Annotated in this window: 17 protein-coding genes and 1 pseudogene; 14 read left to right on the forward strand and 4 right to left on the reverse strand. The window is 67.7% G+C overall.

Annotated features, from left to right (window positions below):
- The first annotated feature begins 11 nt into the window (after positions 1 to 11).
- On the forward strand, positions 12 to 557 hold the full coding sequence (locus G3W89_RS05285) for a carboxymuconolactone decarboxylase family protein (RefSeq protein WP_162573107.1): 546 nt from the start codon (positions 12 to 14) through the stop codon (positions 555 to 557).
- A 228-nt stretch (positions 558 to 785) separates the two neighbouring features.
- Here G3W89_RS05285 and G3W89_RS05290 read toward each other — a convergent pair whose 3' ends face one another.
- The 4 genes and pseudogenes from G3W89_RS05290 to G3W89_RS05305 form a co-directional block, all read right to left on the reverse strand.
- Complete coding sequence (locus tag G3W89_RS05290) at positions 786 to 1,874, reverse strand: adenylate/guanylate cyclase domain-containing protein (protein WP_162573108.1); 1,089 nt, start codon at positions 1,872 to 1,874, stop codon at positions 786 to 788.
- Between the two features lie 52 nt (positions 1,875 to 1,926).
- A pseudogene (locus G3W89_RS05295) lies at positions 1,927 to 2,036 on the reverse strand (thioredoxin-disulfide reductase); the annotation flags it as partial.
- 56 nt (positions 2,037 to 2,092) lie between these two features.
- A complete protein-coding gene (locus G3W89_RS05300) occupies positions 2,093 to 3,076 on the reverse strand; it encodes a Bug family tripartite tricarboxylate transporter substrate binding protein (protein WP_162573109.1) in 984 nt (327 codons plus the stop codon).
- Positions 3,077 to 3,244: 168 nt separating this feature from the next.
- A complete protein-coding gene (locus tag G3W89_RS05305; RefSeq protein WP_162573110.1) occupies positions 3,245 to 4,474 on the reverse strand; it encodes a CaiB/BaiF CoA transferase family protein in 1,230 nt (409 codons plus the stop codon).
- Between the two features lie 173 nt (positions 4,475 to 4,647).
- On the opposite strand from G3W89_RS05305, the gene G3W89_RS05310 reads away from it, so the two are divergent.
- The 13 genes from G3W89_RS05310 to G3W89_RS05370 all read left to right on the forward strand — a co-directional run bounded on the left by G3W89_RS05310 (position 4,648) and on the right by G3W89_RS05370 (position 17,722).
- Complete coding sequence (locus tag G3W89_RS05310) at positions 4,648 to 5,859, forward strand: ABC transporter substrate-binding protein (RefSeq protein ID WP_162573111.1); 1,212 nt, start codon at positions 4,648 to 4,650, stop codon at positions 5,857 to 5,859.
- Positions 5,860 to 5,872: 13 nt separating this feature from the next.
- Positions 5,873 to 6,712 (forward strand): FAS1-like dehydratase domain-containing protein, encoded by an 840-nt coding sequence (locus G3W89_RS05315; protein ID WP_162573112.1) that lies wholly within the window; start codon positions 5,873 to 5,875, stop codon positions 6,710 to 6,712.
- Between the two features lie 49 nt (positions 6,713 to 6,761).
- Positions 6,762 to 7,508 carry an SDR family NAD(P)-dependent oxidoreductase gene (locus tag G3W89_RS05320; RefSeq protein WP_162573113.1) on the forward strand — a complete coding sequence of 249 codons (747 nt, stop codon included), beginning with the start codon at positions 6,762 to 6,764 and terminating at the stop codon, positions 7,506 to 7,508.
- 15 nt (positions 7,509 to 7,523) lie between these two features.
- The gene (locus tag G3W89_RS05325; RefSeq protein WP_162573114.1) at positions 7,524 to 8,444 is read left to right on the forward strand and encodes an NAD(P)-dependent oxidoreductase; all 921 of its coding nucleotides are present in this window, start codon (positions 7,524 to 7,526) and stop codon (positions 8,442 to 8,444) included.
- A gap of 4 nt (positions 8,445 to 8,448) precedes the next feature.
- On the forward strand, positions 8,449 to 9,327 hold the full coding sequence (locus G3W89_RS05330; RefSeq protein ID WP_162573115.1) for a branched-chain amino acid ABC transporter permease: 879 nt from the start codon (positions 8,449 to 8,451) through the stop codon (positions 9,325 to 9,327).
- 7 nt (positions 9,328 to 9,334) lie between these two features.
- Positions 9,335 to 10,315, forward strand: a complete 981-nt coding sequence (locus G3W89_RS05335; RefSeq protein WP_162573116.1) for a branched-chain amino acid ABC transporter permease — start codon at positions 9,335 to 9,337, stop codon at positions 10,313 to 10,315.
- Entirely contained in the window at positions 10,312 to 11,280 is a 969-nt protein-coding gene (locus G3W89_RS05340; RefSeq protein ID WP_232076347.1) for an ABC transporter ATP-binding protein, read from the forward strand. The genes G3W89_RS05335 and G3W89_RS05340 overlap by 4 nt, the downstream gene beginning before the upstream one ends.
- On the forward strand, positions 11,273 to 12,034 hold the full coding sequence (locus tag G3W89_RS05345) for an ABC transporter ATP-binding protein (protein ID WP_162573117.1): 762 nt from the start codon (positions 11,273 to 11,275) through the stop codon (positions 12,032 to 12,034). The genes G3W89_RS05340 and G3W89_RS05345 overlap by 8 nt, the downstream gene beginning before the upstream one ends.
- The gene (locus tag G3W89_RS05350; RefSeq protein ID WP_232076348.1) at positions 12,031 to 12,981 is read left to right on the forward strand and encodes an SMP-30/gluconolactonase/LRE family protein; all 951 of its coding nucleotides are present in this window, start codon (positions 12,031 to 12,033) and stop codon (positions 12,979 to 12,981) included. Before G3W89_RS05345 ends, G3W89_RS05350 begins: the two co-directional genes overlap by 4 nt.
- An 8-nt stretch (positions 12,982 to 12,989) precedes the next feature.
- Positions 12,990 to 13,991 carry a Bug family tripartite tricarboxylate transporter substrate binding protein gene (locus tag G3W89_RS05355; protein WP_197893527.1) on the forward strand — a complete coding sequence of 334 codons (1,002 nt, stop codon included), beginning with the start codon at positions 12,990 to 12,992 and terminating at the stop codon, positions 13,989 to 13,991.
- Positions 13,992 to 14,079: 88 nt separating this feature from the next.
- Positions 14,080 to 15,294, forward strand: a complete 1,215-nt coding sequence (locus G3W89_RS05360) for an FAS1-like dehydratase domain-containing protein (RefSeq protein ID WP_232076350.1) — start codon at positions 14,080 to 14,082, stop codon at positions 15,292 to 15,294.
- Positions 15,295 to 15,332: 38 nt separating this feature from the next.
- Positions 15,333 to 16,526, forward strand: coding sequence for a CoA transferase (locus G3W89_RS05365; protein WP_162573118.1), 1,194 nt, complete (start codon positions 15,333 to 15,335; stop codon positions 16,524 to 16,526).
- Entirely contained in the window at positions 16,523 to 17,722 is a 1,200-nt protein-coding gene (locus G3W89_RS05370; protein WP_162573119.1) for a CaiB/BaiF CoA transferase family protein, read from the forward strand. Before G3W89_RS05365 ends, G3W89_RS05370 begins: the two co-directional genes overlap by 4 nt.
- Positions 17,723 to 17,746: the final 24 nt, after the last annotated feature.

Here is a 17,746-nt window from a genome sequence, read left to right on the forward strand (position 1 = left end):
TGAGAAACACCATGACCCGAACCAACGCTCTCAAGCCGGAACAAGTGCCGGCCGAATCCAAGTCGACTCTCGATGCGTTCACCAGGAACATTGGATTCACCCCGAACATGATGGCCGCCTTCGCGCAGAGCCCGATCGCTTTCAATGCATGGGCCTCCCTGCTTGGCTCCTTGAGCAAGGCGCTCGATGTGAAGACCCGCGACAGCATCGGCCTGGCCGTCTCCGAAGTGAACGGCTGCGACTACTGCCTGGGGGTGCATAGCTTCACCGCCGAGCACATGGCCAAGATGCCGGCCGATGACATCATCCTCGCGCGAAAGGGCCACGCGAGCGATTCCAAACGGGACGCTGCCGTCCAGTTTGCGCGCCAAGTCATCGAGAGCCGAGGCAAGGTCGGTGATGCCGATGTGCAAGCCGTGCGCGACGCCGGCTACACGGAAGCGAACGTCATCGAGATCGTCGCGCTTGTGGCGATGTACTCGCTGACGAACTTCTTCAACAACGTGTTCGACCCAGAGAAGGACTTTCCTGCCGTTGCGCCGGCCGGATCGATCTGATCCTCTTCCCGCCGACAGCTCTCGAACCCATTGGGATCGCTCACATGCACACTCTCCATACTGATCGCGGTCCGCGCCGGGAATCACCTATGACCGCGAGGTCCTTGATGAGGTCGCGCGCAGATGCGAAATTGACGATCGCTGTTGGTGAGGCGACTACGGGGATTGGCCGCAGGATCACCGACAAATCAGCGCCACCCGATGATCGTTGAGAGACCAACCCGAACTTCAACCGCTCCTCGGAGCGCTGCCTTCGGAATGATCGACACGGAAGGCATGAATGGGCTCGACTCTACCGCGCAGCGCCAGCGCACCAAGGTCCTGAATACGGATTTCGGACGGTGGAACAAGGCAGGCGAGCGCGTCTTCCGATGCGATGAACAAACATCCGATTTCGCGGGTCGCCTGCTCGAGCCGCCCGGTCGTGTTCATGACGTCGCCATGGAAGACGATCGCACGGCGCACCTGGCCGACCTCGCCGGCAATGACTTCGCCCAGATGCAGGGCCGCGCGCAACTCCGGTTGAACTCCAAAGCGTTGAACGAACCGGTTTGCGTCCGCGCTGAGCGCCGCGCGCATCGCGAAGAAGCAGCGCAACGCCCTCGCGTCGGCAACGCCGTCGGCCTCGACCCAGGTGATGACGATCTCGTCACCGACGTATTGGTAGATTTCGCCCCGACACATCTCGATCGGTTCGGCGACCGTAGAAAATACAGCGGCGAGGAAGCGGTGTGCCTCGAGCGGCCCGAGGCGCTCGGCGATCGCGGTGGAGCCCACCACGTCGACGAAAAGGAAGAAGCGTCGCTCGACGAAGGGCCGGCGATACTTTCCGAGCAAAAGGGCCATGAAAGTGCGGTAGCCAACGAGGCCGGCGGCCTGAAACATCATCACGATGACGGCAACTGGCACGAGCGACAGGAAAACCGCAATCAGGCCGGTGCGCGCGTTATAGACGGTGACAACGCCTAACAAGCGCTCTCCCGGCTGTCCAGCGAGAACCAACCCTGCGATGGCGCCATAGACAAGCGTCTTCAGGGCAAACACCGCGACGAAGGGCAGTGCGTCGAGCCATCGCATTGAAACGCGAGGCAGCAGGAAAAGCTCGATGCCGGCGATCCATGCAGCCGTGAGCAAGGCGTCAACGACACCAATCGGGATAGAGATCAGTGCTGAACGCAGTAGCGCGCGAACGCCCGGTCCGGCAATGGCGGCGCCGTAGACTGCCCCGACGCCAACACCAATGACCGCGGCCATGCGCAAGATGCGCATGAAGCGCCGCAGCCGCTCTCGCGTGACGGCAGAAAGCGTGTCGACCATTTGCGGTCGAGTTTAAGCGCGCCGCCGCGGACGCTTGCCTCAAGTCACGCAGGAGCACCTGCCTGTAGACATGATCCTGTACATCGCCCGCAGCGAAAACGCCGGGCACGCTGTCATCGTGGAATAGCCACCTGTGCCGGAATGGGTCTTTATGTACCCGTCGCCATTGTGTCGGCACTTCGGCTTCGATCCGCGAACTGCGCCTGGTCGGCGGGACTTCAGTCCAGGCTGATCCTGGCCTTTTGCGTGACCTCACGCCACCGCGCGAGATCCGCCTCGAGTTCCGCCTGGAAGTGCGCAGGCGTGACGAACACCGGTTCAACGCCGCGTTCCGTCATGGCCTGGCGTGCCTGGGGTGTGCTGCCACTGCTGCGCAGCGCTTCGTAGAGGCGGTTCGTCAGCTCTGGGCTCAGCTTCGCCGGTGCGAGCACGCCGAACCAGGTGCTGGCGTTGAAGCCGGCCACGCCCGATTCCCGCATGGTCGGGATCTCGGGCGCGGCGCCCGCGCGCTCTGCGCTCGTCACGGCCAGCGCCCGCAACTGGCTGTTGCGAATGAAGGGCAGGGACGAAGGCAGCGTGTCGAAGTAGGCGCCGATGTGGCCGCCCAGCAGGTCCGCAATGACCTGGCTGCTGCCCTTGTAGGGAATGTGCTGCAGCCGGGTCGCGCCTGTCGACTGCATGAAGAGTTCCGCCGTCATGTGCGTGATGTTGCCCGTGCCCGCGGATCCGTAGGTGAGAGGCTTGTCGCCGGTGTTCACGTGGGCGAGGAATTCGCCCACCGTCTTGGCCGGCATCTTCGGATTGACGACCAGCACCAGCGGCGTGGAGCCCACCATCGTGATCGGCGTGAAATCGCGCAGCGCGTCGTACGGCAGCTTGGACGTAAGCGCGGGGCTGATCGACTGGCTGGCAGTCGCTCCCAGCAGCAGCGTGTAGCCATCGGCCGGACTGCGCGCGACGTCGGCGGCGGCGATCGTGCCGTTGGCACCGGGCCGGTTTTCGACGACGACACTGCCGCCGAGGGCCTGCCCCAGGTTCTGCGCTACCTGACGCGCGACGAAGTCGGCGCCTCCACCGGCCGGGAAGCCCACGATCAGGCGGATCGGGCGCTCTGGGAACCCCGCCGCATGGGCCGCGGCCGCGGCCACGAGCAGCAGGCAGGTGACCAACGCCTTTCGCCGGCCCGGAACTGAGTTGCGCATGTTTGTCTCCTTGCAGTTGATTCGGCGCCGGCGTGCGCTCATTCCGGGCGGACGATGTCTTCGTTCGGCGCAGGCCGGTCGAGATGCGGCCACAGCTGCGCGAGCCGGCGGTGGTGGATCTCCTTGCGTTCGATGTGATCGGTCATCGCCAGCTCCGGCGTTGTCGGCTCACGCGACCTCGCGCACTGGTGCCCAGGCGAAATTTCCCGGCTTTGTGGTGGCGACGGCCCCCGCCATGACCAGCGCCTCGCATTCGCGCGGCGACACTCCGGCCGTCTGGAGCACTTCCAGCGTGTGTTCGCCGAGGTCCGCCGGCGGAAGGGTCTGCACACCTTCTCGCGAGGCATCGAGTGCGGGGAACTCGGGCACCTCGAAGGCCAGGCCGCGAAAGCGCACGTCCCGCAGCTTGCCGGGCTGATGGGCCTGCGGCGCTTCGAGCACGCGCTCCAGCGGAAGCACCTCGGTGAAGCCCATGCCGGCGGCCCGCAGGCGCGCCGCGGCGTCGTCGAAACGATGGGCCGCGATGGCTGCCTTCACAAGGCTTTCGCACTGCTCGCGTGCCTTCTTGCGCTGGCGCAGGGTGGCGAGCGATGCGTCGTTCGCCTGCGGCAACTGCATCGCTTGGCAGAACTTCAGCCAATGGCCGTCGTTGAGCATCAGCAGGTATATCCAGCGCTCGTCGGACGTGAGGTAGGCGCCATAGCCCGGCATGCTGAATTCGCCGTGCGGCTCACGCTCGGCGCGGCCCAGCAACTGCGTCTTCAGCTGCACGCCCACGAGGTCGCGCGACGCGACGTGCAGGCCGGTCTCATAAAGGCCGACCTCCACCGGCCGGGCGGGGCGGCCCGCCTGGGCCTGAAGCATCGACACGAGGATGCCGATCACCGCGTACGCGCCCGCGAACTGGTCGTGGTAGGAGGGCCCGAGGCGGCTCGGCCGTCCATTGATGCGGTTGGCCTCCATCACGCCCGTCGAGGCTTCGGCCACCGGGTTCGAGGCGAGGTCGTCGGCCTGCGGTCCGGCGGCGTAGCCGCGAATGTGGCAGTAGATGAGGCGGGGGTTGACGGCCTCGCATTCCTCGCGCGTCAGCCTGAGCTTGCGTGCCGCCTTCGGCGCCAGGTTGTGGACAAGGGCGTCGGCCGTGGCGAGCAGCTTGCAAAAGGCCGCGTGGCCGTCCGGCCTGGACAGATCGATGCACACGCTCTTCTTGCCGTGGCTGTACGCGATGAAGGTGCCGCTCGGGCCACCGCGCACCAGGCTTCGGGTGGGGTCGCCGGCGGGGGACTCCACCTTGATCACTTCCGCGCCGAGCTGCGAAAGGATGTGAGTCGCGAAAGGGGCGGCCAGCATGGTTCCCAGTTCGATCACGCGGCGGCCCGCCAGGGGAGCTTGGTCCATTTCAGGTCTCTTCCTTAAAAGAATGCATTCTATATTGCAGGATAAGGCCAGCTCTACCAGGTTTACTGGGGGAAAACCCGGTTCAAGGCGGTGCGATAGCTCATATACAATGCATTCTTAGGGGCGGCAATGTCCCGCCAACGCGAGCCCTCCAACCTTTCCGGAGACAAGACATGCGCAGAAGGACTTTTCTCTCCAGCAGTGCCGTTGCAGCCTCAGTGGCCCTGCCGGGCTGGGCGCAGGCGCAGCCGGCGTCGCCCGGCATCGATGCAGCGAGCAAGACCGTCACCGTGGGCGCGTTTACGCCCATTTCGGGACCGGTGCCCTTCTATACGATCCTCACGCACGCGGCGGAGTCCTGCTTCAAATGGGCCAACGAGACCAACGCGCTCAATGGCTGGAAGATCAATTTCGTCACCTACGACGACGGCTACGAGCCGGCCCGCAGCGTGGCCGTCACGCGGCGCCTGGTGGAAGAGAACAAGATCTTCGCGCTTACGGCCGCCACGGGCACCGCGCAGTCGGTGGCCGTCATCCCCTATGCGAAGGAAATCGGTCTCCCCATGATCGGCCCGATCGGCGGCGCCTCGGCGCTGTTCTCGGAGCGGCTGGTGTTCCCACTCCTGCCCGACTATGGCTGGTCGGCCGCCGCGAACCTCGACTACGCCTGGACCGACCTCAAGGCCAGCCGCGTCGCGTTGCTCTGGGAAAACGACGAACTCGGCCGCTCGGCCAAGCGCGGGCTCGACCTGCACATGGCCTCGAGCAAGAAGGAGCCGGCGGAGTCGATTCCCTTCGAAGTGCGCAACACGGACTTCACGCCGCACGTGCGCCGCCTGGCCAACGCGAAGGCGGAGGTGGTGATCCTGTTCGGCTCCAACGCCAACCTGGCCGCGGCGCTCAAGGCCGCGGAGCGCATCGGCTACGAGGCCAAGTGGATGGCGCCGTTCTTCACCGCTGACCCGACCACGCGCAAGCTTGCCGGACCCCTCCTCGACGGTGTGTACTTCTCGTCGTGGCTCTTGCCTGTGACCTCGGACGACGTGGACGTGAAGGCCTACCGCGACAACGTCGGCAAGCTCTACCCCAATGACCCGATCGGCGTCTTCGGCCTCAACGGCTGGAGCAACGGCGCGCTGTTCGTGAAAGGCTTCCAGATGCTCCTGGCCAGCGGCAAGCCGTTGACGCGCGAAAACCTGGTGGCCGTGATGGAGACCATGACCAACCAGAACATCGGTGGCGCCAGAGGCGTGAGCTTCAAGGCCGGTGACCACCGGGGCGCGCGGGCCGAGGGGATCATCCAGGCGCAGGCGAACGGCAGCTTCAAGCTGGTACGTGAGTTCCACCCGTACCCGGCCGAAGTGTTCGACGCCAAGCTCGCATGAGAGGACGTACCGCATGAGCAACGCCTACGACGCCTGGATCGGCCGCGAGGAAGAGCGCAGCGAACGCGTGCTGGCCAAGGCGGCGCAGGCCATGGCGGCCACGCTCGACCTGGATGCCGCGCCTGCGGCGGGCGAGCCGCTGCCGCCCGGGTGGCAGTGGATGTTCTTCAATCCCGCCGTGGCGCGCAGCGGGCTCGGCCCTGACGGTCACCCGAAGCGAGGAGGCTTCCTGCCGCCGATCGAGTTGCCGCGCCGCATGTGGGCCGGCAGCCGTCTGCGCTATCTCGCGGACCTGCCGGTGGATGCCCAGGCGACGCGCCGCAGCCGAATCCTCAAGGTCGAGAACAAGACGGGCAAGCGCGGCGCGCTGTGGTTCGTGACCGTGGAGCACACCACCACCTGTGCGGGCCAGACCTGCATTGTCGAAGAGCAGGACATCGTCTACCGCGAAGCGACACCACCCGCGACACCGGCAGCCACACCGCAGCCGCACGACGGCGTCGCGCAGTGGGGCCGCGAGGTCGTCCCCGATACGACCTTGCTCTTCCGCTACTCGGCGCTGACCTTCAACGGCCACCGCATCCACTACGACCAGGCCTATGCGCGCGACGAAGAGGGCTATGCCGATCTCGTGGTGCACGGCCCGCTCACCGCCACGCTGCTGCAGCAGCTTGCGCTGGCGCAAGGCGGCGGGCGCCCGCTGGGGCGTTTCGAGTTCCGCGGCGTCAGCCCGCTGTTCGTCGGTCGCGCCTTCAAGCTCGAAGGCCGCGAGGCCGAGGACGGCACGCTCGCGCTGTGGGCGCGTGGTCCCGCCGGCGAACTGGCGATGTCCGCCACCGCCGCGTTCCGATGAACCATCGATCCGAACAGAGACCAATTCACATCGCAAGGAGACGAACAACATGGCACAACATCTGAGCGGCCCCGCGAACCTCGAAGGCCAGGTTGCCCTGATCACGGGCGGCGCAGGCGGCATGGGCCGCGCGATCGCCAAGGCCTTCCATGCGGCGGGCGCGCGCGTGGTTGCCACCGACCGCGCGGCGCACGAGGACATCGGCCCGGGCATCCAGTACCGCGCGTACGACGTCACCTCGCGCTCGGAAACCGACAAGGTCATCGATGCGGTGCTCGCGGAGCACGGCAGGGTCGACATCCTCGTGCTGTGCGCCGGCATCATCGCGCGCACGCCGCTGGGCGACAGCACGGACGACGAGTGGGACGCCATCATGTCGGTCAACGTGCGTGGCGTGGTCAATCCCGCGCGCAAGCTCTTTCCGCTGATGTGCGAGCGCGGCTTCGGGAAGATCCTGGCGGCCGGTTCGATTGCCGCGAAGAACGGCGGCGTGGCTTCGGGGCCCGCCTACGTGGCGTCCAAGGCCGCGGTGCACGGGATGATGCGCTGGATCGCCAAGGCCGGCGCCCCGCACGGCGTCTATGCCAACACCCTGGCGCCCGGACCGGTCGAGACCGCCATGTGGGCCAACGTCACCGGCGGCACCGCGGCACCCTCGGCAAATACCACGGTGCCGCTTGGCCGCTACGGCAACGCCGACGACATCGCGCAGGCGGCGCTCTTCCTGTGCTCGCCGGCTTCCAACTGGATCACGGGCACGTCGCTGGACATCAGCGGCGGCATGTGGATGAACTGAGGCGAAGGAAGCGCAATGGCAGCCAACGCAGTGCCGGTCATCGGCTTCATCGGTCTCGGCGTCATGGGCGGCGCGATGTGCCGCAACATGGCCCTGAAGCATGCCGGCGAGGTGATCGCGTTCGACACGAACCCGAAGGCCTTCGAGGTGCTGGAGGGCACGAAGGCGCGCATCGTCGGTACGGTGGCCGAACTCTCGGCAAAGGCCGACGTGGTGTTCCTGTCGCTGCCCGGCGGGCCGCAGGTGGAGGCCGTGTGCCTGGGTGCCCAGGGCCTGACCAGCGGCGCGAGGAAGCCTGCGGTGATCGTCGACCTGAGCACCACCACCGTGGCCTCCGCACGCGCCGTGGGCGCGAAGCTCGCCTCCCTGGGCACCGCTTTCTCGGATGCGCCGGTGGCCCGCACCCGCGAGGCCGCGCAGCGGGGCGAGCTGAGCATCATGGTCGGCGCCGATGAATCGCTCTATGCGCGCATCGAGCCGCTGCTGCGCTACATCGCCACCGACGTGACCCATTGCGGCGACGTGGGCTGCGGGCAGGTCGTGAAGCTGATCAATAACGCACTGGTGTTCGAGAACACGGTGGCGCTGGCCGAGATGATGGTGCTGGGCGAGCGCGCCGGCGTGCAATCGGCGGTGCTGCTGGACGCGGTCTCCAAAGGCTCGGGCGACAGCTTCGTGCTGCGCAACCACGGCCGCAAGTCGATGCTGCCGCGGCAGTTCCCGGAGAAATCCTTCCCGCCCGAGTACGCGCTGAAGGACATTGGCTACGTGCTCGAACTCGCCACCCAGACCGGCGTCTCGGCGCATGTGACCGAGCTTGCGCAGCGGTACTACGCAGCGACGGCGGCCAACGGATTCGGCGGGCGCTACTTTCCGGCGGTGATCGAGGTGATCGACCGCAATATCGGCCCGGCGCAGGCCGAGGCCAAGGCCTGATGCCATGAGCGATTTCATCGGCCTGGTCTGGGCAGGCATGGTGAGCGGCTGCCTGTATGCCATGGGCGCCATCGGCATCGTGCTGATCTTCAAGAGCTCGAACGTCGTGAACTTCGCGCATGGCAACCTGGCCGGGCTCGCGGCCTTCCTGGTCTACGGATTCACCGCTGGCACCTTCGCGCAGATGGCCTGGGCGCCGGCGGTGCTGCTGACGCTCGCGATCATGGTCGCCGTCATGGCCGCGACCTATCTGCTGATTGCGCCGCTGGTGTTCAAGTCCGACCTGACCAGCACGATCGCGACGCTCGGCGTCGGCCTGGTCGCGCAGGGCGCGACGCAGCTGATGTTCGGCTCCAACGTGGTGTCGATGGATCTGCCCTTGCCACGGTGGCGTGCAGACCTCGGCCTGCTCCGCGTGTCCGCATACGACCTCGCGGTGATCGCGGTGACCGGTCTCGCCATCGGCCTCCTGTACCTGCTGATCGAGCGCACGCGCATTGGCATCGCCTTTCGTGCCGTGTCGGCGAACCCCTTCGCGAGCCGGGTGTGCGGGCTGAACCTGCGGCGCGTGCACCTGTTCTCCTGGGTGGTCGCGGGGCTGCTGGGGCTGGTGGCGTCACTGTTGATCGTGCCGACGACCTTCCTGTCGTCCACCAGCGTCGCGTCATTCATGCTGCAGGCCTTCGCAGCCGCGGTGGTCGGCGGCTTCAGCAGCCTGCCGGGCGCGGTGCTGGGCGGCATTTTCATCGGTGTGTTGATGAACCTGCTGTCGTTCTACGTGGCGGCGGAGTTCAACAACACCTACGTGCTGCTCACGATCCTGATCGTGCTCAACCTGTTCCCCAAGGGCGTGCTCGCCGTGCGCGGAGGTGCCCGTGTCTAGCGTGCCCATGACTGCCGACACAACCGCTGCATCGACGGATGGCGCCACGCGGCCGGCCGCGCGCCGCTGGCCGCTGAACATCGGCAGCGCGCTGGGTCTCGCGGCGCTTCTGCTGTTGCCCCTGGTGGCAGGCGGCTACTGGACCTTCACGCTGGGCGTGTGCTTCGCCAACGCGATCGCGATCATGTCGGTGAGCTTCCTGGTGCGCTACGCCGGCGAGGTCTCGATCGGCCATGGCGTGTTCGTCGCGGCAGGTGCGTACACCGTGGCGCTGGTCGAGAAGTACCTCGGCTGGTCGGTGCTGGCGAGCCTTCCGCTGGCTGCCGTCGCGGGCGGGGTGCTCGGAATGTTGTTCGCGTTTCCGTCGCGCAACCTGTCGGGCATCTACCTGGCCGTGGCCACGATGGCGCTCGCACTGGCGCTGCCGGAAGTGCTGCTGCATTTCTCCAGCATCACCGGTGGCTACGAAGGGCTGTACGTCAAGCTCGACGCGTTGCCGGGCATGCCCAAATCGCTGCAGCGCTACTACCTGCCGCTCGTGGGCGCGATGGTGGTCGTTCTGCTGCTGCGGCACTTCCGCCGCTCGCGCCAGGCGATGGCGCTTCTGCTGATCCGCACCTCGCCGCACGCGGCCGAATCCTTCGGCGTGCGCCGCAGCTGGGCGCGCCTGTCCTGCATGGCATTGAGCGCGGCCATCGCCGCAGTCGGCGGTGCGCTGTTGTCCTTCAGCTCGTCGACGGTGTCGCCCAACAGCTTCACGCTGTGGACGTCGATCTTCCTTCTGGTCGGCTCGGTCGTGAGCCTGTACTCGCTGTCCCTGGTGGGCAGCATCGTGGGCGGACTGTTCCTCACGCTGATTCCCTTGCTGCTGGCGGGCGCCGGCAACTGGGTGCCGATCTTCTATGGCGGCGCGCTGCTCGCGGTGGTGCTGGGCGTCAATGCATTGCCGGCGTCGGTGCGGGCGCGGCTCGCAGGAGGACAGACATGAGCCGCACGGCCGCTCCGAAGGCGAATAGCACCGCAGCCGAAGGCGCAGGTACTCCAATGAGCCGCACGGCCGCTCCGAAGGCGAATAGCACCGCAGCCGAAGGCGAAGGTACTCCAGTGAGCCGCACGGCCGCTCCGAAGGCGAATGGCACCGCAGCCGAAGGCGCAGGCACTCCAGTGAGCCGCGTCGCCGTCGCCCACGCCATGCCGCTGGTGGTCGAAGGACTCGCGCTTTCCTTCGGTGGAAACCATGTCCTTCAGGACATCGCGCTGCAGCTGCGGCCCGGCGAGATCACCGGCCTCATCGGCCCCAACGGCGCGGGCAAGACAAGCTTCTTCAACTGCCTCACGGGCCTCTATTCGCCGCGCCAAGGCAGCATCAGGCTGGGCGACGTGCGTCTGGAGAACGTGCCGCCCACGCGGCGCGCGGCGCTCGGTTTCTCGCGCAGCTTCCAGCACGTGGCCCTGTGTCCCGAGCTCAGCGTCGGGGAGAACGTGATGATCGGACTCGACCGCCAGTCGCGCGCGGGCTGGCTCGACGCGTTTCTGCCGTGGGCCGCCGGTCGGCACGAACGCGCACTGAATCGCGAACTCGCACTCGCGGCGCTGGCGCGGCTGGGCATCGCCCATGTCGCGGACGAATCGCCGTCGCAGCTGCCGCCCGGCGTGCTGCGCCTGGCCGAGATCGCGCGGGCCATCGCGGGTTCGCCGTGCGTGCTGCTGCTCGACGAGCCGGCCGCGGGCCTGAACTCGGTCGAGACGGCCGACCTGTCCACCGCGCTCATGAAGCTGCGCTCGCCGCAACTGGTCATGGTGGTGGTGGAGCACGACATGGACCTGATCATGGAAATCTGCGACACGATCCACGTGCTCAACGTCGGCCGCCTGCTGGCCTCGGGCAAGCCCGAGCAGATCCGGGCGAACCCCGAGGTGGTGGGCGTGTACCTGGGAGACGACGATGAGTGAGTCGATGTCCGACCTGCTGCAGGTGGAAGGCCTCACGGTGCGCTACGGCGCGGGCCCGGTGGTGCACGGCGTCGGCTTCGGCGTCGCGGGTGGCACGGTCGCGGCACTGCTGGGTGCCAACGGCGCGGGCAAGTCGAGCACGCTGCAGGCCATCGCCGGACTCATCCCCTCGCACGGCCCGGTGCGTTTCGACGGGCACGACATCTCCAGGCTCTCGAGCGCGGCGCGGTTTCGCGCGGGGATCGTGTACGTGCCCGAAGGCCGTGCCATCGTGGCCGACCTGTCCGTCGCCGAGAACCTCACGCTCGGCTCGTTCTTCGTCGACGGCCGGACCCGCGCGCGGCGCCGGCGGGTGGTGCTGGAATTCTTTCCCGAAATCGCCAACCGGCTCGATGCGCCCGCAGGCCTGCTGAGCGGCGGGGAACAGCAGATGCTGGCGATCGGGCGTGCCCTGATGTCGGCGCCGCGGCTGCTGCTGCTGGACGAGCCCTCGCTCGGCCTGGCGCCGATGCTGGTCACCCGGGTCTACGAGCGCCTCGCCGCGATCCAGAAGGAGCAGAAGCTCTCGGCGCTCCTGGTGGAGCAGAGCTTTCACGCGGCGGCCAAGCTCGCGGCGCGGGCCTGGGTGATGCGGCAAGGGCGCATCGTGGGCGAACTCGATGCAGAGGCGCTGCGCAGCCGCGAGGGCCGCCAGCAGGCCATCGATGCCTACCTCGGCGCGCGGCAGGGCGCAGGCGCAGGGGTGCCCGCATGAACAACGTCAATGGGGTCAATGCCATGAATCTCGAGTTGGGGGGCCGCGTGATCGCGACCGGCTTGCAGTTCCCCGAAGGCCCGGTGGCGATGCCCGACGGTAGCGTGCTCGTCGTGGAGATCGCCGCCGGCCGGCTGGTGCGCGTCGCGCCCGATGGCGCGATCCATGTCGTGGCCCGATTGGGCGGCGGTCCCAACGGCGCAGCGCTCGGGCCCGACGGCCACTGCTATGTCTGCAACAACGGCGGCTTCAGCTGGCGCACCGACAACGGCTTCTCGCGGCCCACAGGCGCCGCAGTGGACTACGAGGGTGGCGCCATCCAGCGCGTGAACCTCTCGACCGGCGGGGTGGAAATGCTCTACACCCATTGCGACGGCATTCCGCTGCACGGCCCGAACGACATCGTCTTCGATGCGCACGGCGGCTTCTGGTTCAGCGACTTCGGCAAGACCTTCGAGGACCGCATCCTGCGCGGCGCCGTCTACTACGCGCGCACCGACGGCCGCTTCATCCGGCGTGCCGCCCATCCGTTCCTCACGCCCAACGGCGTGGGCCTGTCGCCCGACGGTCGCACGCTCTACGTGAGCGAGACCGAGACCAGCCGGCTCTGGTCGTACCCGATCCAGGGGCCGGGCGAGCTCGGGATCGAGCCCTGGCCGTCGCCCAATGGCGGAAGGCTGGTGCACGGCCTGGGTGGCTTCCAGCGCTTCGATTCGCTGGCAGTGGAGGAGGGCGGCAACATCTGCGTCGCGACGCTGGTGCGCGGTGGCATCAGCGTGTTCTCGCCCGCTGGCGAACTGCTCGAGTTCCACGCGGCGCCAGAGGGCTACTGCACCAACATCGCCTTCGGTGGCGCCGACCGGCGCACCGCCTTCGTCACCTTGTCCGGCTACGGCCAGTTGATTGCCGCGCCGTGGCCGCGGGCCGGCCTGCCACTCTTCGCATGAAAGCTTCCATGAACTCAGTCACTCCCAAAGGCCTGCGCGACTTCCTGCATGCCAGTGCGACCCTGATGGCCGTGGCCTTCGGCGCGGTGACGGTGCCCGCCACCGCGCAGCAGGCCTGGCCCGATCGGCCGATCCGCATCATCGTTCCCTACGCGGCGGGGCAGGGTGCCGATGCGTTGATGCGGCTGGTGGGGCAGGAGCTGTCGAAGTCGCTCAACCAGAGCATCGTGGTGGAGAACCGCGCCGGTGCCGGCGGCAACATCGGCGCGGCGCTCGCGGCCAAGGCCACCCCCGATGGCTACACCTTCATGCTGGGCACGAACGCAACCAACTCTGCCAACGAATTCCTCTACCCGAACCCGGGCTTCAATCCCGCGACCGATTTCGAGGCCGTGGCCATGATCGGGCTGCTGCCGATGGTGATCGTCACCTCGGCGACCGATCTCCCGATCAATGGCATCGCCGACCTGATCGCCCACGCGCGCAGCAAGCCCAACACCTTGAATGTAGGGCTGCCCAGCACCACGGCGAGCGTGGTGTTCGCGCAGTTCGTGAAGTCCGCGCAGGCGCCCCTGTTCGGTGTGAAGTACAAGTCCTCGAGCCAGTCGATGACCGACGTGCTCGGCGGCCAGATCCCGCTGGCCATCGACACCGTGACGGCCGCGCGGCCGCAGATCGCAGGCGGCAAGCTGCGGGTGCTCGGCATCACCTCGTTGAAAGCCAGCGAGATGCTGCCGGGTGTCAAGCCGGTGTCGGAGCAGGGTGTTCCGGGCTTCGACGTCGTGGCCTGGGATGCATTGTTCGCGCCCCGCGGCACGCCCGCGGAGGCAGTGCAGAAGTTGAGCGAGCACTTGCAGCGCGCGCTGCAACAGCCCGAGACCCGCCGTCGGATGATGGACAGCGGTGTCGAGCCCCTCTACATGGGCCCGGCCCAGCTCGAAGCGTTTGTCAGGGCAGAGCGCCCGAAGTGGGGCGGAATCATCAAGGCGGCCGAGATCCGCGTCGACTAACGCTTGGGCATTCGCGTGAACGAAGCCCAATTGTCTTTTCCACAGGAATGCATTCTGCATTCTCAATTTTGAAACCAGGAGTTGAAACGTGAGCACTGTCATTGACGCACCCCAAGCAGAAGTCGGGAACGCACCCGCCGAAGGCCGTATTACCGACCAGGCCGTCGCCGACGCGAGGGCCATGATCGGCCTGCATTTGCGGCCCGAAGGGCCGTACCTTCAGGACGCTACGCCCGACACGCTGCGCAACTGGTGCAACGGCATCGGCGACCTGAATCCGCTGTACCGCGATATCGGCTACGGCAACGCCACGCGTTACGGTTCGATGGTCGGCCACCCGATGTTTCCGATGGCCTTCGGGTGGCTCGGGCGCACCCGCTGGGGCTTGCCCGGCGTGCACGGCTTTTACGCCGGCAACGACTGGGAGCTGTTCCGCCACGTGCGCCCGGGCGACCGCATCACGGCGATCGAACGCGTCGTCGGCGTCGAGGAAAAGGAGAGCAAATTCTCCGGCCGCCTGGTGCTGCAGTACGTCGAGGCCTGCTACTACAACCAGCGCAGCGAGCTGGTGGCGCGCGCGCTGGGCACCTGCACGCGGCACGAGCGAAAGGCGGCGCGCGACGCTGGCAAGTACAAGGAAATCGTCCAGCACGAGTACACGAACGAGGAGCAGGACCGCATCGACCAGATGGTGCTCGATGAGCCGAAGAACGTGCGAGGCGCCAACGTGCGCTTCTGGGAAGACGTGAAGGAGGGCGAGCAGCTCCCCACCATTGCGCGCGGCCCGCTGTCCCTGATGGATACCATGGGCTTCCTGGTGGGCTGCGGCCGCGGCCACACGCACGGCGTGGTGCTGCAGGCGGCGGTCAAGCACCCGGGCCACTACTTTCGCAACCCGGAGGCGGGCGGCGGCGTGGAGTACACCGGCATCGGCCACCACCGCGAGTCGGTTGCAAAGGAAGTCGGCGTGCCCGGCACCTACGACTACGGCCCGCAGCGCTCGGCGTGGATGTGCTCGCTGGTCACCAACTGGATGGGTGACGCAGGCGTGCTCAAGCGCGTGCGCACCGAGATGCGTCGCTTCAACATCGTCGGCGACACCACCTTCTGCAAGGGCAAGGTCGTGCGCAAGTACGTGAAGGACGAGACGGCGCTGGTGGACATCGAGATCGCCGCCGAGAACCAGCGCGGCGAGGTGACCACGCCCGGCATCGCTACCGTGGCGCTGCCCTCGCGCGATGTCCGGCTGCCGGCCTTCATCGACGGTTCCGGCATTGATCTCGAACTGCCGATCGTCCGTTGATCGGCCCGCCCACGGCAATCCCGCGAGAGAGAGTTCACATGGTGTCTGATGACTCGCCGCAAACCACAGAGCTGCTGCCCTTGGCGGGCTGCCGGGTCCTGGAGCGCTCGCGCACGGTTGCCGCCGCGTATGCGGGCCGCATGCTCGCCGCGCTGGGGGCGCAGGTGGTGATGCTCGAACCACCGGACGGCTCGCCGCTTCGGCAGGCGCCGCCGCTGCTCGAGAACAGCGGAGACAGCGCGCTCTTCGCCTATCTTGCGGTCGGCAAGCGCAGCCTCGTGTGCGACGTGACGAGCGCCGCGGGGCGCGCGCTGCTGGCGCGCGAACTGGACAGCACCGACATCTTCATCGATGACACGCCGCTGCGCGAGCGTGCCGCCCAGGGGCTGGATGCGCTGAAGATCGGGGCGCACCATCCGCAGCTGGTGCATGTGAGCGTGCTGCCCTTCGGCGCTACCGGCCCCAAGGCGGACTGGAGCGCGGAGGAGGTCAATCTGCTGCACGCCGGCGGCGAGGGTTTCCTGCTGCCCAACGGGCTGTCGAACGAGCTCTTTCCCGATCGTGCGCCGCTCAAGATTTACGGCCACTTCGGCGGCTACCAGGGCGGGTGCATGGCGGCGTTGAGCGCGCTCAGCGCCTGGTGGGTGCAGCCCACGGCCGGCGGCCAGTTCGTCGACGTCTCGGTGCAGGACGCGGTGCTCTCGGTGGGCGCATTCGCGCTGCAGCGCCTGGGCGACGGCTCGCTCGAGCACCGCACGAGCCGGCGCTTTCGCTACGGCGGGGTGTTCGAGGCGCAGGGCGGCTTCATCGAACTGCTGACGCTGGAAGATCGCCAGTGGAGCGCGCTGGTGGAACTTCTCGGCAGCCCGGCCTGGGCCACCGACGAGGCGCTGCGCGACCCGCTCGAACGCAGCCGCCGCGGCGACGAGATCAACGGCCACATCCGCGCATGGATGGCGTGCCACGCGGTGGAAGACATCGTTCGGCGCGCCCAGCAGCTCGGCGTGCCGGCGGCCAAGTACCGCACACCCGACGAGGTGATTCACGGCGAGCAGGAGCGCGCTCGGGGCCTGTTCGCCCCCGCGGTGCTCGAAGGCGGGACGCCAGCCCAGGTGCTGGTGGCGCCGTTCCAGTTCCGGTGCACGCCGCTGGCCGGCGGCGGCCGGGTGCCCGCGCTCGGCGAGATGTCGCAAGAGGCCGCGCACGAGACGGCGCAGGAGGCGCTGCCATGAACCGAGGCGCGGCACCGCTTGCCGGCGTGCGCATCGCCGACTTCACGATCCATGCCGCCGGTCCGTTCTGCACCCACCTGCTGTCGCAGCTCGGCGCGGAGTGCATCAAGATCGAGAGCCGAACCCGCCCTGACGCCTTCCGCAAGCCACATGCTGTCTATGGCCGGATGCAGGCGGCCACCTTCGACCAGGTTTCGGCCAACAAGCTTTCCGTGCGGCTCAACCTGAAGCAACCGGAGGCTTTGGCGCTGGCCAAGCGGCTCGTGGCCCGGTCCGACATCGCGGCGGAGAGCTTCCGGGCCGGCGTGATGAGGCGCCTCGGCCTCGACTTCGATGCGCTGCGGGAAGTCAAGCCGGACATCGTGATGCTCTCGCTGTCCTCCTGCGGCCAGACCGGGCCCGACTCGCACTTTGCCGGTTACGCGCCGCTGTTCGGCGCCTGGGGCGGCCTGGGGTGGATGAGCGGCTACAGCGACGGCCCGCCGATGGAGATGCGGCACGTGATGGACCATTCCGCGGGCTTGCATGCTGCGCTGGCGACGATGGCGGCCCTGCACCAGCGGCGCCGCACCGGCGGGGCGCAGCATGTCGACCTGGCGGCGCGCGAAGTGGCCTCGGCCATGATCGGCGACGCGCTGGTGCAGGCGAGCGTGGGCGGCACGCCCGAACGTCCGGGCAATGGCGATCTTGCGATGGCGCCACATGGCGTATACGCGACGGCCGCGCCCGACCGCTGGCTCACGCTGGCTGTGCGCACCGACCTGCAATGGCAGGCGCTCGTGCGCGTGCTGCGCCAATACAGGCCTGACGCGCGCTTCGCCACCGTACAGGGGCGGCTGCGCCATCGCGACGAGCTCGACCCGCTTGTCGCGCGCTGGCTCTCGGCCTGCGACGCCGACGACACTGCGGCGCGCCTGCAGCAGGCGGGCGTCAGCGCCCATGTTTCCTGGAACATGCAGGACATCGCCGACGATGCGCACCTGCGTGAGCGCCAGGCGCTTGTCGAAGTGAGCGCGCCGGACATCCCGCCGCGCCTTGCCGTGGGCGCGCCCGCGCGCTTCGGGCGCACCGACGACGTCGGCATCCGCCGCCTGACACCTTCGCTGGGCCAGGACGAGGACTACGTGTTCGGCGAGTTGTTGGGCCTGAACTCCGCGCAGCGCGCGGACCTCGAGGCGCGGGAGGTGATCCTGTGAATTCCTGGCCATCGCGCATCTGCA

This window comes from Variovorax sp. PBL-H6, assembly GCF_901827155.1.
GTDB lineage: Bacteria > Pseudomonadota > Gammaproteobacteria > Burkholderiales > Burkholderiaceae_C > Variovorax.